This window comes from Streptomyces sp. SID5469, assembly GCF_009862865.1.
Taxonomy (GTDB): Bacteria; Actinomycetota; Actinomycetes; order Streptomycetales; family Streptomycetaceae; genus Streptomyces; species Streptomyces avermitilis.
In genome coordinates this window covers 801,671-819,955 of record NZ_WWIN01000001.1, presented here as the reverse complement: position 1 = coordinate 819,955, position 18,285 = coordinate 801,671, and the positions used below count along the sequence as shown (strand labels likewise).

Here is an 18,285-nt window from a genome sequence, read left to right as displayed (position 1 = left end):
CGATACGGGCCCGCCGGGATCAACCAGGCTGCTTTCTGCGAATTATCCGATCGTTGGTCCGGGTGTGTCGCTGACTGATGACAGCGGGCACGGATCGAGCAGTTGCCTCAACGGGCCCAGGGCGGAAGTCGGTGGTGCCGAGCATCAACGGGCTGTAGTACCCCAGGCAGCGAGTGTCCGCTCTCGCTGGCCTGTATTGAACGAGGATCTCGATCAGCCGTTGGTCAACTGCAGCAGTCAGTCGGTCTCCCCGGACGGCGCGACCGGCCAGTGGGCGGTGATCAGGGCGGGTATCTCGGCCATCCTCCTCATGATCCCACCCAGTGACCTAAGCCGATGCTCCTTCCGCGGCAGACCGTTCAATGTGCGCTGCGTGACCAAAGCGCCTGTGGACTGGCCAGCCACGGCGCGACGTTCTGGCCAACGACCAAGCAACACGAGTCCACGACCAGCCGCGCTTCGGGAAGCACTGGCCAACTGCGGCACAACGTCACCACGGCCCCGGGGAAGAGCCGCTGTTGCCTGGTGGGCGCAACTGCCGGACTGCGCGCATCACCGCCCAGCGGCTGCCGTTCCCGGTGCCGGACGAGCGCCCACCACTTCGTCGACAGTTACGCCGACATGCACGACCTCGCTGAGGACCTGCCCGTGCCCGACGGCGTACCCGAGGCCGCGGCGACGGTCCTGCACACGGCCCGCGAGCTGCTGCGCCACTCGTACGTCTGCTACGAGTTCTCCGCCGTGGCGGTCATGCACTTCCTGATCGCGGTGGAGATCGTGCTGCGCGACCGCATCCCGGACGCCGGCAAGAAGCCGCTGCGGAAGCTCATCGAGCAGGGCGCCGGGGCGGGGGTCCTGACGGCCCGGCAGGCGGAGTACCTCGACTACGGCCGCAAGATCCGCAACGGCATGGCACACGGCCAGACCACCCACACGGCGATGCCTCCGGCCGTGGCGGTCCTGATGGTGACCACCTCGTTCGCGATCGTCACCGAGCCGTGCGCCCCTGCCCTGTGACAGCGAACCTTGACTCATTGCCGCCGAAGGCTGGTCAGCGTGGCGCGGTGATGTCGGCCTTGAAGGGGCTGCCGTGGCCGGGCACGATCAGGTCCGCGGCGGCCAGCACGCGGAGCCGGGAGGCGCGGAGTACCTCGCGGTCCGGGGCTACCGGGTCGTCCGCGGGGCCGTCCGAGTGCCACCACAGGTCGCCGGCGAACGCCACCACGCCCGTGTCCGTGCCGGCCAGCAGGGTGATGTCCTCGAGGCTGTGTCCCGGCGTGCGGATCAGCCGCAGCGACGGGGTCAGTTCGTAGCCCTCCGCGTCCCGGTTCCTCCACTGGTCGCCCAGGTACTCCACCTTGTGGTCGTGGACCGTGGCCCGTCCGAACAGGCCCACGTTCATGGTGTTGTCCGGGTGGTGGTGACTGAGCACCACATCGGTGATGTCGTCGGGGCCGAGCCCCAACTCCGCGAGCGGGCCGAGGATGTGGTCGCGGCTCGCCACCATGCCCGGGTCGAAGACCACATGCCGGCCGCCGTCGGCGACGTAGGAGACGGTGGCGGCGACTCCAGGTCCGGTGGAGCCGACGTAGCCGGTGGTGAGGATCGTGTACACGGCGCTGCGGCCGAGCGGTGCGTCTGTCATGTCCCCCATCCTTCCGGGCGGGTCGGCCACTGACGAGTGGCACTGCTGCCTCTCATCGCAGGATTCGTGCCATTCGTGCCACACTGCTCCTGTGCCGCCCTTCGTGACCGTTGCCGCGTACGTTCCCCCTGGTGTCGGCATGCTCGCCGTCGGCATCGTTGCCGAGGTGTTCGGCCCTCACGGGGAGGGGCTGCCCGGCTTCGACTTCGTGCTGTGCGCGGACCGGCCCGGGCCGGTCCCTACCGACCTCGGCGTGCCGCTCACGGTCGCGCATGGCCTGGACCGGCTGGCTGCCGCTGATCTGGCGATCGCATTGCCATGGGCCGGTTTCCGTACGCCACCCGGTCCCGCTGTGCTTGACGCGCTGTCGGCCGCACACGAGAGCGGCTCGCTGGTCGCGGCCCACTGCGTCGGCACCTTCGCGCTCGCCGCTGCTGGCCTGCTCGACGGCCGACGGGCCACCACGCACTGGCGATTCGCCGAACTGCTGGCCCGCCGCCACCCGGACGTCGTTGTGGACCCCGACGCCCTGTACATCGACGAAGGGCGGATCACCACGGGTGCGGGAGCCGCCGCGGGCTTCGATCTGTGCCTGCATCTGCTGAGGCGGGAGTACGGGGCCGCGATGGCCAACGCCGTCGCCCGCGACATGGTGCTGCCCTCCCACAGGGACGGCGGTCAGGCCCAGTACCTGACCTCCCCCGTCCCTGACGACTGCCAGGACGAGCGTCTCGCCGAGGTGCTCGCCTGGGCCCGTGAGCACCTCCACGAACCGCTTCCCGTCGCGGAACTGGCCCGACGCGCCGTGATGAGCAAACGGTCCTTCGCCCGCCGCTTCGCCGCCGCGACCGGCACCACCCCGCACGCCTGGCTCCGGAGCCTGCGACTGAGCAGCGCCGAGGAACTCCTGGAAACCACGGACCTGACGATCGAGGAGATCGCCCACCGGGTCGGATACGGAAGCGCGGCCGTCCTGCGCGAACAGTTCGTGCGCCGCCGTGGTGTGCCGCCCCGTTCCTACCGCCGCTCCTTCACCAACGCGCCATAGCGAGCCGGGCGAGCCGACGCCGTTCGGAGCAGGCCGCTCTCCCCACCTACAGGCACCCGGCCACGAGGTGAGCCGCGGATCCCTGTCCGGTCAATCTTCGGCGGCACGAACTGACCGGTCCAGGATTCGCTCAGCGGACTGTGGTCTACGGTGTCGAAACCGAACCGGTACAGCCGCGTCACGAGTTCAACGGCTTCTGGGTAAGCACTTGAGGCCGGTAACGCCAGTCGGCCGGGGCGCCAGAGGGACGGCCGGCGGTCGTAATCCGGCACCGTTCGAACCACCACCCGCCCGGACGCGGGACGTCCGGCGCAGCCACCGCTTGGTCTCCTGTGACCTCCGGGCTTACGGGAATCAAAGTTGAGAAAGAGTGTGCAAATCGGAGTAAAATGGGCAACGCTCAGGCGATCTGCCGATCACGCTCAGTATGTCAACGCGTATGTGGCGCAATTGAACGACTCCCTAAGGCAGAAGCGATGAACCCGTCCGTCGACCCACACGGCGGCGCACCTCGCGGCCGCCCACCCGTTCCTCCTCCGCCCACCTGGCCTGCCCGGCCCGCGCGCGATACGGCGCGTACGCCGATTTCTCCCCCTCCCATGCCGCAGCCGCCGTCCGCGGCGGGGGCACCCCCTCACTTCTCCTACGACGTCACCCGATACCTGTGCGCCGCGATGCACACCGACATCGGGCTCGCTCGCAAGGCGGTCGCCCGGATCGTGCACGAGCCGCGGCGTGCCGCCGCTTCCTCGCCCGGCGTGGACCTTGGCTGCGTGTTGCGACACGCCCTGGCCGCCCACACTCGCCAGCAGCGGCGGGATGTCGTACTCCTCCTCCTGCTGGTCGTCATGGTGGTCACTCTGCCGTTCACTTACGGGGCATCTCTTCTCCTGGGTCTGCTCGTGGCCTGGGTGGTCGTGGCCGCCGAGTTGCTTTCGGTGCACTACGGCGTCGTCTCCCGGAAGTTGAAGCGGGAAAACTTCGATCCGAAGTACGCCCCCCGACCACCAGGGGTCAGGGATGCCGCACGCCTTGAGGCCATCGAACTCCGTGACCGCGGCAACGTCATAGTCTCCTCGCGCTTCGAGCCTTTCGTCGGGCACGGGGAGACCTTCAGAAGCTGGTCGTTCGCCCTGAACACCGGACGTCCCGAGGCAGGCAAGCAGGTCATCCCTTTCACCATCCACGAGCTCAACGCCCATATCTCCGCCCGGGTCGGGGCCCTCAAGCTGCCGGGCATGGACATCTCCGATGTGCTCCTGGTCAACGGGGCCGACCTGCTGATCGGAATCGACGACCGCACCCGCGGCGAGGTGCTGCGCAACTTGGCCGGACCGCCCGGGGCGCAGGTTTCGGACGCACTCCTGCGCGAGCTGCGTGAGGACGGCAAGGGCCAGGCGCGACCCTATCTGGCGATCCGGGTCACCGGCTGGAGCGGCGAACTAGTCAGTACCCTGTTCTTGAGATGCGCGTTGCTGTCCGGCCGCGACACCGCGTTCATCGAGGGCAGCAACTGTCTGCTCGCGCCAGTGCGGGAGAAGTACCGGACCGTGGACAGGCTGTTGGATTCACCCACCTTCGGGCAGTGGTGCCAGCTAGTTGCCGAGGCCGGGGTACGCACCCCGATCCTACTGGTCCGTGCGCCCTTCGCGATCCTCGGAGACCTCTGTGCGCCGTTCGCCAGGCGCCGCGAACAACGCCGACAGGAGCGTTGGATCCGCCTGCGGTCCTTCGACTACGGCGCGGAGTTCAGTCTCCGGGAGGATGCGAGCGACTGGCTCTTCTGCCGGTACTTCCAGGCGCTGGACCGGGAGTTGTACGCCAAGACGATCGAACACCGTGTGCTGGACGCCCTCGTGCAGTTCCTGGAGGACCACAACATCGACTCCAGCGACCTGATCCAGCGGCAGACTTCCATCTACAACTCCGGTCTGTTCGCGGGGCGCGACATCTCTATCAAGGACTCCAGCGTGCGTGCCGGAGGCAGCGGCCACCAGTGGAACAACCCGCAGCCGGTAAAACAGAGGTGACATGATGTCGGCTCACGGGGCGCGTAGGGAGGCGGGGCACGTCAGCGGCATCCAGGCCGGCCGGGATGTGCGAATCGAGCAGAGCATGGTCGCCTTGGGCCGTGCCACGGTGACGGGCACTCAGACGCCGGCCGAACACGCCGAGGCCGTCACGGAACTGTGCGCCGCGGTCGGCCTGTTGCTGGACGAACTCCGCCGCAACGAGGAGTACTACGAGGACGGGGCGGAGCTGGTCGCGGCCGCCGAACAGGTGCAGACGGAACTGGCCCGCGACGAGCCGCGCCGTAACATCCTCCTACGCTGGCTTGGCTTCATCGCCCCTGGCGTCCACGCGACCGCCGCGGTCGCAGCAGACCTGACGATGATTCAGGAAGGCGTGAATGCCCTGTTCTAGGTCATCGCCCGGCCGCCGCAGCGGGAAGCCGACCAAGCGGCCGGCCGTCTGCGGGCCGGGAGCACCGGTGGCCGGCCACCCGGCTTCGACAAGGAGCGGTACGCTGCAGCGGCTCGCGCAGTACGCCCGGCCTCAGCGGGGGCAGCGTCCCCCCGTGGCCGGCTCGGGGCAACTCTCCGCCCTGGCGGCCTCCACCGCCACCGACCTGCACCTCGTCCACGGAGTCCAGCACTAGGGGCTGTCCTGGCGATCATGAGCGGAGCACCTGGTCCACCACGACGCGCGAGCACATCACATCGTGAAGCTGCGCATTCTCATCCTGCAGCTCCTCCACGCGTTCCTCCAGCGAATCCGCGGCCGCCGATTCCGGTTCGCCGGCATGGGCAGTCACCGTTGCCCCTGTGCTCTGAAGCTTCGGTACTTGACTGATCCTTGCCTTAAACCTCTGCCTGGAACTCGCCGTAACGAGCCCTGGCCAGGCCCACCAGAGACGCAGATCACCAAGCAAAAGGCCCCTTCGTGCCGCCCCCTCTGCGTACCGAGACGAGACAATGTCTCCCCTTGCTGACCCGTCATGCGCCGGAAATACGCAGTGAGGGCTGCACCAAGTGTCCACCAGCCCTTGACCTTCGTCCCGAAAGGCAAGTGATGACAGGGTCCATCGCCCCGGTCGTGTGGACGTTCGCCCTGGACGAGGACGAGGACTGGGTCGCGTCCAGGGAGCCCGCCGGAGACGAGAATCTCCGGCGGGCGGTGGAGACCCTGCTTCTGGGGATCGCCTCCGCCAAGGCCGCCGAGACGTACCTGGCGGCGTGGCACGCCGACTCGCAGCAGTGGGGGTCGGGGTTTTCCCTGGCGACCTCCTCCGCCACGGCCGAGCGCGTCAGCACCAAGACCGTCCGGCTGATCGACCTGTACGGGCAGTTCCAGGACTGCGACATCGCGGCGGACGAGTTCGGCGCGATGCTCCAGGGGTACGTGGCGGCCGGGCGGGCGGCCGAGAATTAGGGCCTGTCCGACGGGTCGGGTGACGGGTTTGGCCGGTGACCCGCGGTCGGCCGCTTCACCGTAGGGGCGTGTCCGTCGCCGCCGCGGGGAATTCCTCGATGCCGAGTACCCGCAGCAGCTCCAGCCGCTCGCGGGCCTCGGCGTCCGCCGGGGTGAGCACCAGCAGTTGCTGACCCTGGTCGGGAGTGACCAGGGTCTCGCAGTCCATCACCAGGTGGCCCACCCGCGGGTGCTGGAAGGTCTTGCGGTCGGCGCGCCGGACCGCCACCTCGTGCTCGGCCCAGAGTCGGCGGAAGTCGGCGCTCGCGGTCTGCAACCGGTCGACGAGTCCGGCGACCGTGGGGTCGCCGGACCGGCGGCCGGCGACCGCGCGCAGGTCGGCCACGAGCTGGCGGGCGTGGTACTCCCGCTCTTCGGGCGGGTGGACGGCGCGGGCGGCGGGGTCGGTGAAATAGCGGTATACGACGTAGCGCCGGTCGCCGAGGAAGCCGGTGAGGTCGCCCGTCAGCAGGACGGCTGCCCGGTTCTGGGCGAGGACCTCGCCCAGGTCGGACAGCACCAGGGCCGGGGTGTCGCCGAGCAGATCGAGCATGCGCATCATGCCGGCGCGAGCCAGGCGGGCCACCCCGTCGGCGGGCGGGGGCCGGTGGCCGGCCAGGTGGAACAGGTGGTCGCGCTCGTCGTCGGAGAGGCGCAACGCCCGGGCCAGCGCGCCGAGCAGCTGGGTCGAGGGCTGACTGCTGCGTCCCTGCTCGAGGCGTACGACGTAGTCCACCGACATGCCGGCGAGCGTGGCCACCTCTTCCCGGCGCAGGCCGGCGGTGCGGCGGCGGGGGCCGTCGGCGATACCGACCTCGCCCGGGCTGATCGCCTCGCGGCGGTGGCGCAGGAAGTCGGCGAGTTGGTCACGTTGCATGGCCCCATGGTCGCTCGCGGGGGCAAGCGGAGCCAGGGAGCGGCTCTCCCATGATGAACGCTCCGCTCCCGCACGTCGCGGCGCGGGCGCAGGGTGGGTGCCAGACCGACGACGAAGGAGAACGCGATGCAGACACGAACCCTGGGCAGCACCGGCCCGGCCGTTTCCGCGCTGGGCCTGGGTGCGATGGGCATGTCGGGCGCTTACGGCGCGACCGACCGCGCGGAGAGTATCGCCACCGTGCACGCCGCGCTGGAGGCCGGTGTCACGCTGATCGACACCGGCGACTTCTACGGCATGGGCCACAACGAGCTGCTGCTCGCCGAGGTGCTGCGCGGCCGGGACCGGGACAGCTACCAACTGAGTGTCAAGTTCGGTCAGCTGCGGGGACCGGGTCATGAGTTCGGCGGGCAGGACGGCCGCCCCGAGGCGGTGAAGAACTTGCTGGCCTACTCGCTGACCCGGCTGGACACCGACCACATCGACATCTACCGTCCCGCCCGGCTGGACCCGGCGGTGCCGATCGAGGAGACGGTGGGCGCGATCAAGGAGATGATCGACGCCGGGTACGTGCGGCACATCGGCCTCTCGGAGGTCGACGCCGCGACGATCCGCCGGGCGCACGCCGTACACCCGGTCGCCGACCTGCAGATCGAGTACTCGCTTCTGTCCCGCGCGGTGGAGGCTGAGATCCTGCCCACGCTGCGGGAGCTCGGCATCGGCCTGACCGCGTACGGCGTCCTCGGTCGCGGCCTCATCTCCGGCCACTGGTCCGCCGGTCACAGCGCCGGCCCCGGCGACTTCCGCGCCTTCAGCCCGCGGTTCTCGAGCGAGAACGTGGAACACAACCTCGCCCTCGTGGAGGCGCTGCGCCGGGTCGCCGAGGCGAAGGGGTGCACCGTCGCCCAGTTGGCCTTCGCCTGGGTTGCCGCACAGGGCGAGGACATTGTCGCGCTGGTCGGCGCTCGCACCCGCGAGCGGCTGGCCGAGGCGCTGCCCGCGATGGAGCTGAACCTCACCGCGGACGACCTCGCCGAGATCGAGAAGGCGGTCCCGCCGGGTGCGGCGCGCGGCGACCGATACCCGTCCGCGTTCATGTCCGGCCTCGGCGTGGGTAACTGAGTCCGGCTCTCCGGCGGGGCTTGCTCCGGCGCGCGTTCCGCCGGGAAGTCGGCACCCTGGGCCATGAGGTTCTGTCCCGCAAAGCGTGAGCCTGGGCGGAGCAGGGCCACGGCAAGGATCGCGGGCTGCGCTCTGTCAGTCCCTCGGCCGGGCGCCCGGTGTGTGGCCGAAGGTGCGGCGGAAGGCATCGATGAACGCGCTGGCGGACGACCAGCCGCACAGGTGCGCAACTGCGGTCACGGGCGTGCTGTCGGCCAGTAGGACCAGTGCGTGGTGGAGCCGTAGTTGGGTGCGCCATTGCGGGAAGGTCATGCCGAGTTCGCTGCGGAACAACCGGGACAGGGTACGGTCGCTCGCCCCGATCTCGCGGCCCAGTTCGGTGAGGGTGCGGCTGTCGGCCGGATCGGCGCGCAGGATGTCGCACAGGGTCTGCAGCAGGGGAGCGGTCGGTGTGGGCAGGTGCAGTGGCTGCTGGGGCGAGGCCCGCAACTGGTCGAGCAACACCGCGCGCAGGCGGGCCCGTTCGGGGCTGTGGTCGTCCTGGGTGCGTGTGTAGGCGACGATCAGTTCGCGCAACAGTGGGCTCACCGCGAGTACAGCCGGTGTCTCCAGGGCGAGCGGGTTCTCGTCCGCAGGCAGCCCCACCAGGTGCAGTTCGAGCTCGCCGTGGGCCTGGTGGGCGTGCACTGTCCCGGCCGGTACCCAGATTGCACGGGTGCCCGGGGCGACCCAGGAGCCGGCGCTGGTGGTGACGGCCAGCACACCGCGGCCGGCGTAGACGATCTGGTGGTCGTCGTGGCGGTGGGGGTCTATCGCGGCGCCGGGCGCCAGCCGCTGGGTGCGGGTCGGCGCGACCGGTTCATGGCGGATTTTCGTCATCGTCTGGCAGTTTATCGGAAGCGCGACACGGTGTCCGGCGCCGACCATGACGGGGTGCGAAGGAAAACATCAATCACCCTGCTGTCCGTCGGGCACGCCTGCGTCGACATCTACCAGGGCGCCGTGGCGTCCCTGGTGCCGTTCTTCGTCGCCGAACGCGCCTACAGCTATGCCGCTGTCTCGGGCATCGTGCTCGCCGCCTCCCTCCTGTCGTCGGTGGTGCAACCGGTGTTCGGTGTCCTCACCGACCGCTGGACGATGCCCTGGCTGCTGCCGGTCAGCACACTGCTCGGCGGCCTGGGTATCGCGCTGAGCGGGGTGGGTGGCCCCTACGCGCTGACCCTCGTGTTCGTGGCGGTGTCCGGAGTCGGAGTGGCTGCCTATCACCCCGAGTCCGCGCGGGTCGCCCGGATCGCCGGCCGGGGCAGCCACGGTGGGATGGGCTGGTTCTCTGTGGGCGGCAACCTCGGCTTTGCGGCGGCCCCGCTCATGGTCGCCGCTGTTGTTGCTACCGGGGGTCTGCGCCTGACGCCGCTGCTGGTGCTGCCGGCGCTCGTTGGTGCCGTGCTGTGTCTGCCCGTGCTGCGTGCGCTGGAGCAGCAGCAGTCCGCCGGGGCCGGTGCGGCTGTGTGGGCCGGGGTCGACGACAGAGCTTCGTTCGTGAAGCTGTCGCTGGCCGTGGTGTGCCGGTCGATCGTCTTCGTCGGCCTGAGCACCTTCATCTCGCTGTACGCCAAGGAGCGCATGGGCGGCAGCACGGCGGCGGGCACCGCGGCGCTGTTCGTGCTCTACCTGGGCGGCGCGGTGGGCTCTGTGCTGGGCGGCGCGCTGGCCGACCGCTGGGACCGGATCACCGTTGCCCGCTGGTCGTACCTGCTCACAGCCGGATCGGTCGCGGGGGTGGTGTTCGTACCCGGGCCGGCCCTGTACCTGTGCGTGGCACTGACCTCGGCCGGCCTGTACGTCCCGTTCTCGCTGCAGGTCACGCTCGGACAGGACTACCTGCCCTCGCGCGTCGGCACCGCCAGCGGGATCACACTCGGTCTGACCGTCAGCATCGGCGGTCTGGCGAGCCCTCTCATCGGCAGCCTCGCCGACGCGACATCCCTCCAGGCCGCCCTGTCGCCACTCATCCTCATGCCCGCACTGAGCTGGCTGTTGTTCCGCACTCTTCCCGAACCCGTCGTGCCGCAGCCCGAACCCATCGTGCCGCAGCCCGGGGCTACGGCACATCCGAAGGGAGACGACACCGATGCCACCCTCTCTCACGCCCGGCCCGATCACGACTGACCAGCCCGCCCCGCCAGCAGTCCGCGGCACCGCCGAGATGAACGGCCCGCCAGGCTTGGGGGCCCAGGAACTTTGCCCGCTACAGGAGTGGGGCTGACCGCCGCTCTGCGCCAGCCGTCCTGGCACTGGCTGTCCAGCCACTCGACATCCGACGGCGAGCTCGAGTACTGCCAATGCAGTTGCAACGCCATCAATGCAGTTGCAACGCCATCGTGGTGCTCTCCCAGGGAGTTTTTCTTGATCCACTCGTAGCCGGCGAGCGTGTGGATTGCGGCTGGGGCGATGTCTGGGGTGGCGTCGCTGCAAGGCGGCGCAGGCGTTGCAGTACCCGGGCTGTCGCATCCACGACCCGAGTGCGGTACGAAGTCCGGTGTGAACGATCCAACTCAGCCGACGACAGTTCGGGTTTTCATCGCCCTTGCCCCGCCAGACCACGCGAAGGAAGAGCTGGCCCGAACGCTGCGCCCCGCCTATGCCACGCACCCGCACATGCGGTGGAACCGCATAGAAGACTGGCACATCACCCTGGCGTTCCTCGGGGAACTGTCCGCCGAGGCAGTTCCGCTCCTGCGACCGCCTCTCGCCGACCTCGCGGCGGACCACAAGCCACTGTGTCTGGCCCTACGCGGTAGCGGAAACTTCGACGACCGGGTGCTGTGGAGCGGAATCGACGGAGATCTGGATGAGCTGCACATGCTCGCTGCCGATGTGCGTACCGCCGTCAAGAACTGCGGTGTCGCCTTCGAAGACCGGCCCCTGCGCCCCCATCTGACGTTGGCCCGAGCCCGCCGAGGAGATCGATCCTCGGCAGGTGAAATCGCCGAAACTTTCGCCGGATTCACCGGCCGCCGATGGCCTGCCGAACGCCTGCACCTGGTCGGCAGCAACGTCGGCCGTAGCCGCGGACCGATCCACTACCGCGACATCGAGGCCTGGTCCTTCGGCTGCCAGAGGTGAGCGACTTCGGCCGGATCTACGGCGAAGAGGCGGCCACGTATGCGGAGATGCTCCCCGACAGCCTCGCGGCCCGCCCGCTGGACAGGGCTACACCCTGGAGGACCTGGCGGCACAGGCGGCGGCGCTGGACGCCGAGGTCCTCGCACAGCCGAACGTGAACGTCGTCGACCTGGACTTCCGTCCGGGCCGGCTCGACTCCCGACAACCGAGCCCGGCCCCGCCCGACCTGAGCCGTGCGGAGCGCGAGCCGCCGGTCGATTCGGGCCCGTCAGACCGCCGGGCGTTCCGCGGTGACCGTGAAGTAGTCGAGGGTGCCTTCGCGGAAGGCCCGAAGGAAGTTGCGAGGCCAGGTGCCAGGCTCCCACATTCCCGCCAGCCAGCGGTCCCAGCCGGGCCACACCGACGCCCCGATCGAGGTTACAGAGACCCCCGTCAGGCCGACCCGCTCGAGGCTGCTGGTCAGCAAGGGGACGGTATGCGCGACGTCCAGGCCGGTGGCGAAGGTGTCGAGCAGTTCAGCCAGCCGCCCGGTCCGGGCCGGATCGGCGTCGGGGACGAAGAAACTGGTGACGACGGCGCGACCGCCAGGCCGCAGCACGCGTGCGGTCTCCTGAGCGAATGCCCCGAGGTCGCGGAAGTGCTGGGCGGCCTCGACGCTGTACACGCAGTCGAACGTGCCGTCGCCGAAGGGCATGTTCTCGGCTGCGCCGTGGGCGAAGAGCAACCGTTCGGGGCGGCGAGCCAGCAGTGCGGAGTTGGCCTGTTCAGCCCGCCTGAGCTGCTGTGGATGGATATCCATGCCGGTGACGTGCGCGAAGCCGTACTCCTCGAGCGCCACCGCGGCGCCAACCCCCAGCCCGGAGCCGACCTCCAGTGCCCGTAGTCCCTCGGTGGGCGCCATAGCACTGAGAACGTGACGGTACAGGGCCTGCTGGCTGCAGATCCGGTCATGTTCGCTCAGCGGCTGGTCGAGGTCGATGTCCTGCCAATAGCCGAAATTGATGAACCCCCCGCCGAACAAGGGCATCGAACTGAGATCGGCCGTCCCGTACGCTTCCTGGACCGCAGGCGGGATCGGGTGCTGGGCCGCCCCGGAACACTGCGTCATCTGTGCCACCTCCGTGATGAAGAGCGCGCCGCCGCGCGGCGCCCGCATGAACCCGACAACGCTCAACTCGCCAGCCAGATACGGCCATCTATGCGCGCGTCTCGTCTCCGTAAACCCGCCCTGGAGCGAGGGACGGGGCGGGGCCTGGCCGGCGCCACGCGTGGCGGGGGCTGATCCCCGGACGCGATGAAGGCGTCGACTCCTTCGCGCTCAGCGGGCCCTCGGAGCTCGGGTTCTTGAGGCTGATCTCGATCAGCCATCCGTCGCCATAACGGGTCTGCTCCGCCTCACCGACCGGCTCCGGGTGCTGCCGGTCGGCGGGCTGGCCGAGCAGGTCAGGGCGGGCAGAGGTAGCCCTGGGCGGGCGGCTGCCAGGTACTGGGGTCCTGGTCGGCCTTGCTGCTGTTGGAAGCGTCCGGGTTCCCGGATTCTTGGACGTCTACGCACGGGAACCCGCCTGCGGATCCGGGAAGACCACGCGTCGCGTGCGGGTTGAACGTTGCTCCAGGACACAAACGGAGCTTCCCTGTGCCCATGCGGCCGGGCCCCGTATCTGCGCACGCAGCCGCTCCAGCCGCTCGGGCTGAAGAACTTCAGGGACAGAATTTCCCCTCAGGGACAGTCAGATAGGCATCCGTCTCCACAAGATCGGTATCCGGCCCCAAAAGGATCGCTCCACCGCGCTGTTCACTCTCGCGACCGAACTCCCCGCCGCGATCCTCGCCCGGTTGCTCGGCGTCCACATCAAAGTCGCCGTCCAGTGGCAGCAGGCATCCGCTGGGGACCGGGCCGCCTACGCTGTCGACGTCAGCAGCCGTATCAAGGAGAATCCAGCCCTGTGACACAGCCGACCAGTCCTGAACCTCGCCCTGACCAGGCGATCTATCTCATCACCGGCATCCCGGCCGCAGGCAAGTCGACGGTTGCGCAGATGCTGGCCGAACGACTCCCGCAGTCCGTGCACGTGCGGGGCGACCAGTTCCGGCGCATGGTCATCAACGGCCGTGCCGAGATGACGGCAGATCCATCTGACGAAGCACTGCGGCAACTCCGACTGCGTCACAGCCTGACGGCGAAGGTCATCGACCAGTACTTCGAGGCCGGCTTCACCGTGGTCGCTCAAGACGTCATCCTGGGTGACCACCTCACCCAGATGATCGCGCAGATCCGCAACCGCCCCCTGCACGTCATCGTTCTCGTGCCGCAGCCCAAGGCCATAGCGGCACGAGACGCCGCGAGACCCAAGACCGCCTACAACGCATGGGAGATCGATCCACTGGACCGGATTCTCCAACGAGAGACGCCCCGGGTCGGATTGTGGATCGACACCTCCGAGCAGTCACCCGCGGAGACTGCGGACGAGATCCTCACCCGAGCCACAGCGGAGACGCAGACCCAGGAATTCAACGCGCGAACCGCCAGGCATTCGGACAGTTCCCATACCCGACTCCACCGTTAGCGCGAAGCCACGCCGGCATCCACGAGCTCCTCGGCATCGAGACCGCCCGAGCCACCGCCGATACTCTCGCCGCCCTTCACGCCGATCTCGCCGCAGGCGCCGACGTGTCAGGGCCGGCCGCGCGGCGGGCAATTCACGCTGTCCTCATGTGCGGCTACAACCGTGACAAGGCCCTCTGCCACCGCGTCGGCACCGGGGACCCGCCTTGGACCGCTGTGTTCCCGCCTGCGCGAACATCGCACGCACCACCAACACGCAACTCGCCGACCAGCCTCGTACGGTGCTCTCGTCCCGCAAGCGCGCGGGTTCACAAAACCCTGAGCGCGATCCGAACCCGTACGCGGCGCCGCCGTTGAGACGCCTGGCATACGGGTTCGATGGCTTCGAGAGCTACTTGTTCTCTCCGGGTTTGCCGACGTGTTCGCCGTCGCCGGGGGTGTCGTCGCCGGGCTTGGCCTGGTCCTGACCGGGGCTGGCGGCAGGCAGGAAGCCGGAGGTGCTCGTCGTCGACGACGACCCGGGCGTACGCGAGGCACTGGACCTGGGGCTCGGGCTGGAGGGCTTCACGGTCCGCCTCGCCGAGGATGGCGAGAACGCGCTGGAGCAGGTCGCCGACCGGCTGCCGTCGGTGATCGTCCTGGACGTGACGATGCCGGGCCTGTCCGGCGTTGAGGTCGTACAGTCCTTGCGAGCCCAGGGCCGGACGCTGCCGGTGTGCATGCTCTCTGCCCGCGACGAGGTCGACGACCGGGTCGCCGGACTCGCGGCCCGCGCGGACGACTACGTCGTCAAGCCGTTCTCCATCGCCGAGCTGGCCGCCCGCCTGCACGCGATAGTCCGCCTGCACGCGATAGTCCGCCTGCACGAGTCGACCGCCGTACGGCCCCTGGTCATCGGCGACGTCACCATCGAGCCGGCCCGGCGGGTGGCCGCCCGCGCGGGGCGGGACCTGCACCTGACCACCCGCGAGTTCGACCTGCTGCTCGCCCTCGCGCACCGGCCCGGCCAGGTCCTCTCCCGTGCCCAGCTTCTGGAACAGGTATGGGGCTACACCTGGGACGTCGACACCAACGTGGTGGACGTCTTCATCGGCTACCTCCGCAAGAAGCTCGAGGCCGACGGCCGCCCCCGGATCCTGCAGACCGTCCGCGGGATCGGCCTCGTCCTGCGCACCGGCCCGTGAAGCGGCGCCTGCGCACCCAGATCACCGCCGCCGTCGCGGTACTGGTGACGGTCGTGGTCGCGCTCGCCGGACTGGTCATCGTCGCCCGCATCGACCACCGTGACCGTACCGACGTCGACCGCCAGCTCACCGCACGCGCCGAAAAGGTCCGCCAGGACGCCGACAAGCTCCTGGGGCAGGGGGACCACGAGGGTGCTGACGAGGGCCGGGACGACTACGGCGGCCTGCTGGCCGGCAGCCAGAGCCTGGTCCGCCTCATCTCCGACGGGCAGGTCATCGCCCAGCGCGGCGAGACTCCGCCCACCCCGCCCCCGCTGCCCAGCCGTGACGGCTACAGCACCATCGAGGCCGACGGACAGACCTGGCGCACCCTGACCCAGCCCCTCAACGCCACAGGGGACCGCCTCGAAGTCCTCCAGGACATCGACCACATCGAACGCCGTGTCGCCGACAACACCGCCATCGTCGTCGCCGTCACCCTCGCCGCCGCTCTGGCCACGGCCGTCGGCGTGTGGCTGATCACCAGGATCATCCTCCAGCCTCTCCAACGCCTGCGGACCGGCGCGCTCGCCATCAGTGCCGACACCACAGGCCCCCAACTCCCCACCGTGACAGGCCCCCAGGAAGTCGCTGACCTCTCCCGCGCCCTGAACGGCATGCTCGCCAACTGCGCACCAGCATGGAAGCCACCCGACGCTTCACCGCCGACGCCGGCCACGAGCTACGTACCCCCCTCACCAGCCTCGGCATGACCATCGAGACCCTCCAGCGCAACCCCACCCTCCCCGCACCACAGCGCACCCGCGCACTGGAGGCCATGGGCGCGGAGCACCACCGCATCACTGCCCTCCTCACCGGGCTGCAGACCCTCGCGCGCGGCGACGCGCACGCCCTGCCCGACCGTGTCCCCGTCGACCTCGGTGCACTCCTCCACGAGGCTGTCAGCCACGCGGCCCGCCGCCACCCCACCACCTATCGCCTCAACGGCAGCACCCCCGCGACGCTGACCGGCTGGCCCGTAGGACTGCGCCTGGCGGTTGACAACCTGCTCGACAACGCCGCCCTCCACGGCCGCCCCGACGGCACCGTCGACATCCAGCTCACCCACGAGGCCGGCACGGTCCGGATCACCGTCAGCGACGACGGGCCCGGCATCCCCCCGGACCAACGCCACGCGATGAAGGAGCGCTTCACCCGCGGCCCGCGAACCCGCGCGCCGGGCTCCGGCCTCGGCCTCGCCCTCGTCGAACAGCAGGCCCATCTCCACCATGGCACCCTCCACCTCGGCCAAAGCCCAGCCGGAGGACTCCAAGCCACCCTCAGCCTTCCCGCAGCCGACGAGCCTGGGCCCCCTGGCGAGCCTATGGCTGACGCTTCAAGCTGACAGCACTCGTCGACACGCTGGACTTGGCAGGGAAGACTCGTGGGAGGTGTACTGCGACGCGAAGTTCGGCATCTCCTGTGCCCAGGAGTACCGGCTGCTCGACGTCGCCCGCGTCCTGGGCGCCATCCAGGCCGCCGTCGCCGCCTCCGATCCGTCGGCGGACCCCGCGCTTGCCGCGCTGCGGCACGTCGTCGACGACCTTGCCGTCAAGGGCCTGGCCGGCTGAGTGCTGGAGTGTCCGGTACACGGCCGAGGGCGGACCGGCGAGCGGCCGCGAGCCCTGTGCCTTCGCCGCGCCGGGAGCCGGCGCCCGGTACCGGGTACCGGCCCGAGCCCGGCTCCAGCGGCTACCTGGCGGCGTTGAACGAGTAGGTGGCGGTGCCCTTGAAGAACTTGTAGTCGTCGAGCTTGCCGAGCTCGAACTCGTAGGTCCCCGCCGGATCGTCGTCCCAGTTGGCCGTGTGGCCAGCGCGGCACTTGATGTTCCGGCTGCCCACGACGTAGTTGAAGCCATCAGTGCGCCTCAGCAGCACGGTCATGTCCCCGTTGGGGTGGTCGCACTTCTTGACGGTGAAGTGGATGCGGCCGCGGATACCCGTTTCGAACTCGGGTGTCTTCCAGATGTGTTGGTAGTTGAAGTTGACCGTGCGGCTCGCCGCGTGGGCCTGCACCGTCTGTGTGAGGGCGAGAGCAGCGGCGCAGCACGAGGTCACGGTGGCGCGGGTCAGGTGCCGCACCACGACACGGTGTCGAAGCATATTGCCCTTTTCCTATAGATTTACGCGGTTCATGGAGCATGATTCCGGGTGCGGCAAGAGTTGGGGATCACGCGTGCAGGTGAACGGAACACGAAGGCGTTGACCGGCTGACCGCCGAGGCCGGCGCAGGCGAGGATCACACCCGGTCGGCGGTGGCGGTCGTCGGGAGGCCGCTGGGGTGTCGCTGGATGCAGCGCACTATTTGCACGGGCCAGATGACACAGGCTGCTGCGCGGGGAGGGCCTCGCCAGGAGCAGCGTCGGCGGTGCAGCGTGCGCATCTGGAGCGATGCGAGGTCCTTCAACGGGCAACTGCGAGTGCACCGCAGCCACCACAGCGGCGGCGACGGGCCAGGCCGCCGAGGTACCGGAGTCCGGCAATTCCAACGCCGTCGCGTACCCCTGTGCGGCGGTTCGCAACGGCCGGTCTCGAAAAACGTGCTCTCGGTGTAGACGGCGAGGTCTGGTCTGTCTGTGGGCGCTGCCGGGTCCCAGGGCGGATTGCCGGATCGGCGCCCTCTGCACTGCGGCCTCTCGTAGTGTGTCCACTCCCGGTGCAGCATGAGCTACGGAGGGTGGTACAGCATGGATCCGATTTCGGTGGCATTGCTCGCGGCGCTGGCAGGGGGCGCCGGCGGTGAACTCGGGCGACAGGCCTGGGTGGGGCTGACCACGCTGGTGCGCCGCCCGTTCGGGCGTCGCCAAGGCGAATCCGCCCAGGCCCCAGCGGTCAGCACCGGGGAGGCGGAGCTCGCCAGGCTTCGGGAGGAACCCGAGGATGCGGCGCGTGCGCAGGCGCTGAGCACCGCGCTGGCAGTGCGGGCAGTGGTGGATACGGAATTCTCTGCTGGTCTGCAACAGTGGCATGAGCAGGCGAAGCTGGTGCGTACCGGTGACGGTGGCGTCCGCAACACGATCAGCGGCGGTACCCAGTACGGGACAGTGTTGCAGGGCCGGGACTTCTCCGGCTTGTCCTTCACCGCCTCCGCTCCTCCTCCACCTGCCGCCGAAGGCGAGACGCGGTCGACGCAAGACTGAGTCGAACAGCCGGCGAGGACGGGAACGTGTCCAACGCGATCAGCGGCGGAGTGTTCTTCCACGAGGC

At 69.3% G+C, this 18,285-nt stretch carries 20 protein-coding genes; 14 read left to right on the top strand and 6 right to left on the bottom strand.

The genetic code is table 11. From position 1 onward, the window contains the following. Positions 1-621: 621 nt before the first annotated feature. The gene (locus tag GTY58_RS03585) at positions 622-1,017 is read left to right on the top strand and encodes a hypothetical protein (protein ID WP_048894527.1); all 396 of its coding nucleotides are present in this window, start codon (positions 622-624) and stop codon (positions 1,015-1,017) included. A 34-nt stretch (positions 1,018-1,051) separates the two neighbouring features. Here GTY58_RS03585 and GTY58_RS03580 read toward each other — a convergent pair whose 3' ends face one another. Beyond that, positions 1,052-1,645 (bottom strand): MBL fold metallo-hydrolase, encoded by a 594-nt coding sequence (locus tag GTY58_RS03580; protein ID WP_010982098.1) that lies wholly within the window; start codon positions 1,643-1,645, stop codon positions 1,052-1,054. 139 nt (positions 1,646-1,784) lie between these two features. On the opposite strand from GTY58_RS03580, the gene GTY58_RS03575 reads away from it, so the two are divergent. The 3 genes from GTY58_RS03575 to GTY58_RS03565 all read left to right on the top strand — a co-directional run bounded on the left by GTY58_RS03575 (position 1,785) and on the right by GTY58_RS03565 (position 5,117). Beyond that, positions 1,785-2,693, top strand: a complete 909-nt coding sequence (locus GTY58_RS03575) for a helix-turn-helix domain-containing protein (protein ID WP_010982097.1) — start codon at positions 1,785-1,787, stop codon at positions 2,691-2,693. 599 nt (positions 2,694-3,292) lie between these two features. Further along, positions 3,293-4,723 carry a hypothetical protein gene (locus GTY58_RS03570; protein ID WP_010982096.1) on the top strand — a complete coding sequence of 477 codons (1,431 nt, stop codon included), beginning with the start codon at positions 3,293-3,295 and terminating at the stop codon, positions 4,721-4,723. A gap of 67 nt (positions 4,724-4,790) precedes the next feature. Further along, positions 4,791-5,117: a hypothetical protein gene (locus GTY58_RS03565; protein WP_244905192.1), complete on the top strand. Its 327-nt coding sequence runs from the start codon at positions 4,791-4,793 to the stop codon at positions 5,115-5,117. A 250-nt stretch (positions 5,118-5,367) separates the two neighbouring features. Here GTY58_RS03565 and GTY58_RS03560 read toward each other — a convergent pair whose 3' ends face one another. Continuing rightward, a complete protein-coding gene (locus GTY58_RS03560; RefSeq protein ID WP_154696716.1) occupies positions 5,368-5,508 on the bottom strand; it encodes a hypothetical protein in 141 nt (46 codons plus the stop codon). A 257-nt stretch (positions 5,509-5,765) separates the two neighbouring features. On the opposite strand from GTY58_RS03560, the gene GTY58_RS03555 reads away from it, so the two are divergent. Then, on the top strand, positions 5,766-6,125 hold the full coding sequence (locus GTY58_RS03555; RefSeq protein WP_037651144.1) for a hypothetical protein: 360 nt from the start codon (positions 5,766-5,768) through the stop codon (positions 6,123-6,125). 55 nt (positions 6,126-6,180) lie between these two features. On the opposite strand, the gene GTY58_RS03550 is transcribed toward GTY58_RS03555, so the two are convergent. Next, entirely contained in the window at positions 6,181-7,041 is an 861-nt protein-coding gene (locus GTY58_RS03550; RefSeq protein WP_010982093.1) for a helix-turn-helix transcriptional regulator, read from the bottom strand. A 126-nt stretch (positions 7,042-7,167) separates the two neighbouring features. On the opposite strand from GTY58_RS03550, the gene GTY58_RS03545 reads away from it, so the two are divergent. Beyond that, positions 7,168-8,163 (top strand): aldo/keto reductase, encoded by a 996-nt coding sequence (locus GTY58_RS03545; protein WP_010982092.1) that lies wholly within the window; start codon positions 7,168-7,170, stop codon positions 8,161-8,163. A gap of 135 nt (positions 8,164-8,298) precedes the next feature. Here GTY58_RS03545 and GTY58_RS03540 read toward each other — a convergent pair whose 3' ends face one another. Further along, on the bottom strand, positions 8,299-9,042 hold the full coding sequence (locus tag GTY58_RS03540; RefSeq protein ID WP_037651234.1) for a helix-turn-helix transcriptional regulator: 744 nt from the start codon (positions 9,040-9,042) through the stop codon (positions 8,299-8,301). Positions 9,043-9,096: 54 nt separating this feature from the next. Between GTY58_RS03540 and GTY58_RS03535 the strand changes: the two genes are divergently transcribed. Both GTY58_RS03535 and thpR read left to right on the top strand, forming a co-directional pair. Continuing rightward, complete coding sequence (locus GTY58_RS03535; RefSeq protein WP_010982090.1) at positions 9,097-10,332, top strand: MFS transporter; 1,236 nt, start codon at positions 9,097-9,099, stop codon at positions 10,330-10,332. Between the two features lie 372 nt (positions 10,333-10,704). After that, positions 10,705-11,289 carry an RNA 2',3'-cyclic phosphodiesterase gene (gene thpR / locus GTY58_RS03530; protein WP_037651146.1) on the top strand — a complete coding sequence of 195 codons (585 nt, stop codon included), beginning with the start codon at positions 10,705-10,707 and terminating at the stop codon, positions 11,287-11,289. A gap of 268 nt (positions 11,290-11,557) precedes the next feature. Here the strand turns inward: thpR and GTY58_RS03525 are convergent, their stop codons facing one another. Next, entirely contained in the window at positions 11,558-12,463 is a 906-nt protein-coding gene (locus GTY58_RS03525; RefSeq protein ID WP_010982088.1) for a class I SAM-dependent methyltransferase, read from the bottom strand. A gap of 772 nt (positions 12,464-13,235) precedes the next feature. On the opposite strand from GTY58_RS03525, the gene GTY58_RS03520 reads away from it, so the two are divergent. From GTY58_RS03520 to GTY58_RS03505, 5 genes are all read left to right on the top strand, one after another. Continuing rightward, positions 13,236-13,856: a gluconokinase gene (locus tag GTY58_RS03520; protein WP_010982087.1), complete on the top strand. Its 621-nt coding sequence runs from the start codon at positions 13,236-13,238 to the stop codon at positions 13,854-13,856. A 496-nt stretch (positions 13,857-14,352) separates the two neighbouring features. Continuing rightward, positions 14,353-15,039: a response regulator transcription factor gene (locus GTY58_RS03515; RefSeq protein ID WP_010982086.1), complete on the top strand. Its 687-nt coding sequence runs from the start codon at positions 14,353-14,355 to the stop codon at positions 15,037-15,039. Continuing rightward, positions 15,036-15,791, top strand: a complete 756-nt coding sequence (locus GTY58_RS40305) for a HAMP domain-containing protein (RefSeq protein WP_167544186.1) — start codon at positions 15,036-15,038, stop codon at positions 15,789-15,791. The genes GTY58_RS03515 and GTY58_RS40305 overlap by 4 nt, the downstream gene beginning before the upstream one ends. Beyond that, positions 15,788-16,423: a HAMP domain-containing sensor histidine kinase gene (locus tag GTY58_RS40300; RefSeq protein WP_167544185.1), complete on the top strand. Its 636-nt coding sequence runs from the start codon at positions 15,788-15,790 to the stop codon at positions 16,421-16,423. The genes GTY58_RS40305 and GTY58_RS40300 overlap by 4 nt, the downstream gene beginning before the upstream one ends. 46 nt (positions 16,424-16,469) lie before the next feature. Continuing rightward, positions 16,470-16,649, top strand: coding sequence for a hypothetical protein (locus GTY58_RS03505; protein WP_010982083.1), 180 nt, complete (start codon positions 16,470-16,472; stop codon positions 16,647-16,649). Between the two features lie 121 nt (positions 16,650-16,770). Here the strand turns inward: GTY58_RS03505 and GTY58_RS03500 are convergent, their stop codons facing one another. After that, entirely contained in the window at positions 16,771-17,181 is a 411-nt protein-coding gene (locus GTY58_RS03500) for a hypothetical protein (protein WP_010982082.1), read from the bottom strand. Positions 17,182-17,765: 584 nt separating this feature from the next. On the opposite strand from GTY58_RS03500, the gene GTY58_RS03495 reads away from it, so the two are divergent. After that, positions 17,766-18,218 (top strand): hypothetical protein, encoded by a 453-nt coding sequence (locus tag GTY58_RS03495; protein ID WP_037651151.1) that lies wholly within the window; start codon positions 17,766-17,768, stop codon positions 18,216-18,218. The last annotated feature ends 67 nt before the right edge of the window (positions 18,219-18,285 follow it).

What these genes read in the sequence shown, in the direction of transcription:
- GTY58_RS03585 (WP_048894527.1), top strand. Translation starts at nt 622, where the DNA reads ATGCACGACCTCGCTGAGGACCTGCCCGTGCCCGACGGCGTACCCGAG.
- GTY58_RS03580 (WP_010982098.1), bottom strand. Translation starts at nt 1,645, where the DNA reads ATGACAGACGCACCGCTCGGCCGCAGCGCCGTGTACACGATCCTCACC.
- GTY58_RS03575 (WP_010982097.1), top strand. Translation starts at nt 1,785, where the DNA reads ATGCTCGCCGTCGGCATCGTTGCCGAGGTGTTCGGCCCTCACGGGGAG.
- GTY58_RS03570 (WP_010982096.1), top strand. Translation starts at nt 3,293, where the DNA reads ATGCCGCAGCCGCCGTCCGCGGCGGGGGCACCCCCTCACTTCTCCTAC.
- GTY58_RS03555 (WP_037651144.1), top strand. Translation starts at nt 5,766, where the DNA reads ATGACAGGGTCCATCGCCCCGGTCGTGTGGACGTTCGCCCTGGACGAG.
- GTY58_RS03550 (WP_010982093.1), bottom strand. Translation starts at nt 7,041, where the DNA reads ATGCAACGTGACCAACTCGCCGACTTCCTGCGCCACCGCCGCGAGGCG.
- GTY58_RS03545 (WP_010982092.1), top strand. Translation starts at nt 7,168, where the DNA reads ATGCAGACACGAACCCTGGGCAGCACCGGCCCGGCCGTTTCCGCGCTG.
- GTY58_RS03540 (WP_037651234.1), bottom strand. Translation starts at nt 9,042, where the DNA reads ATGACGAAAATCCGCCATGAACCGGTCGCGCCGACCCGCACCCAGCGG.
- GTY58_RS40300 (WP_167544185.1), top strand. Translation starts at nt 15,788, where the DNA reads ATGACCATCGAGACCCTCCAGCGCAACCCCACCCTCCCCGCACCACAG.
- GTY58_RS03500 (WP_010982082.1), bottom strand. Translation starts at nt 17,181, where the DNA reads ATGCTTCGACACCGTGTCGTGGTGCGGCACCTGACCCGCGCCACCGTG.
- GTY58_RS03495 (WP_037651151.1), top strand. Translation starts at nt 17,766, where the DNA reads ATGGATCCGATTTCGGTGGCATTGCTCGCGGCGCTGGCAGGGGGCGCC.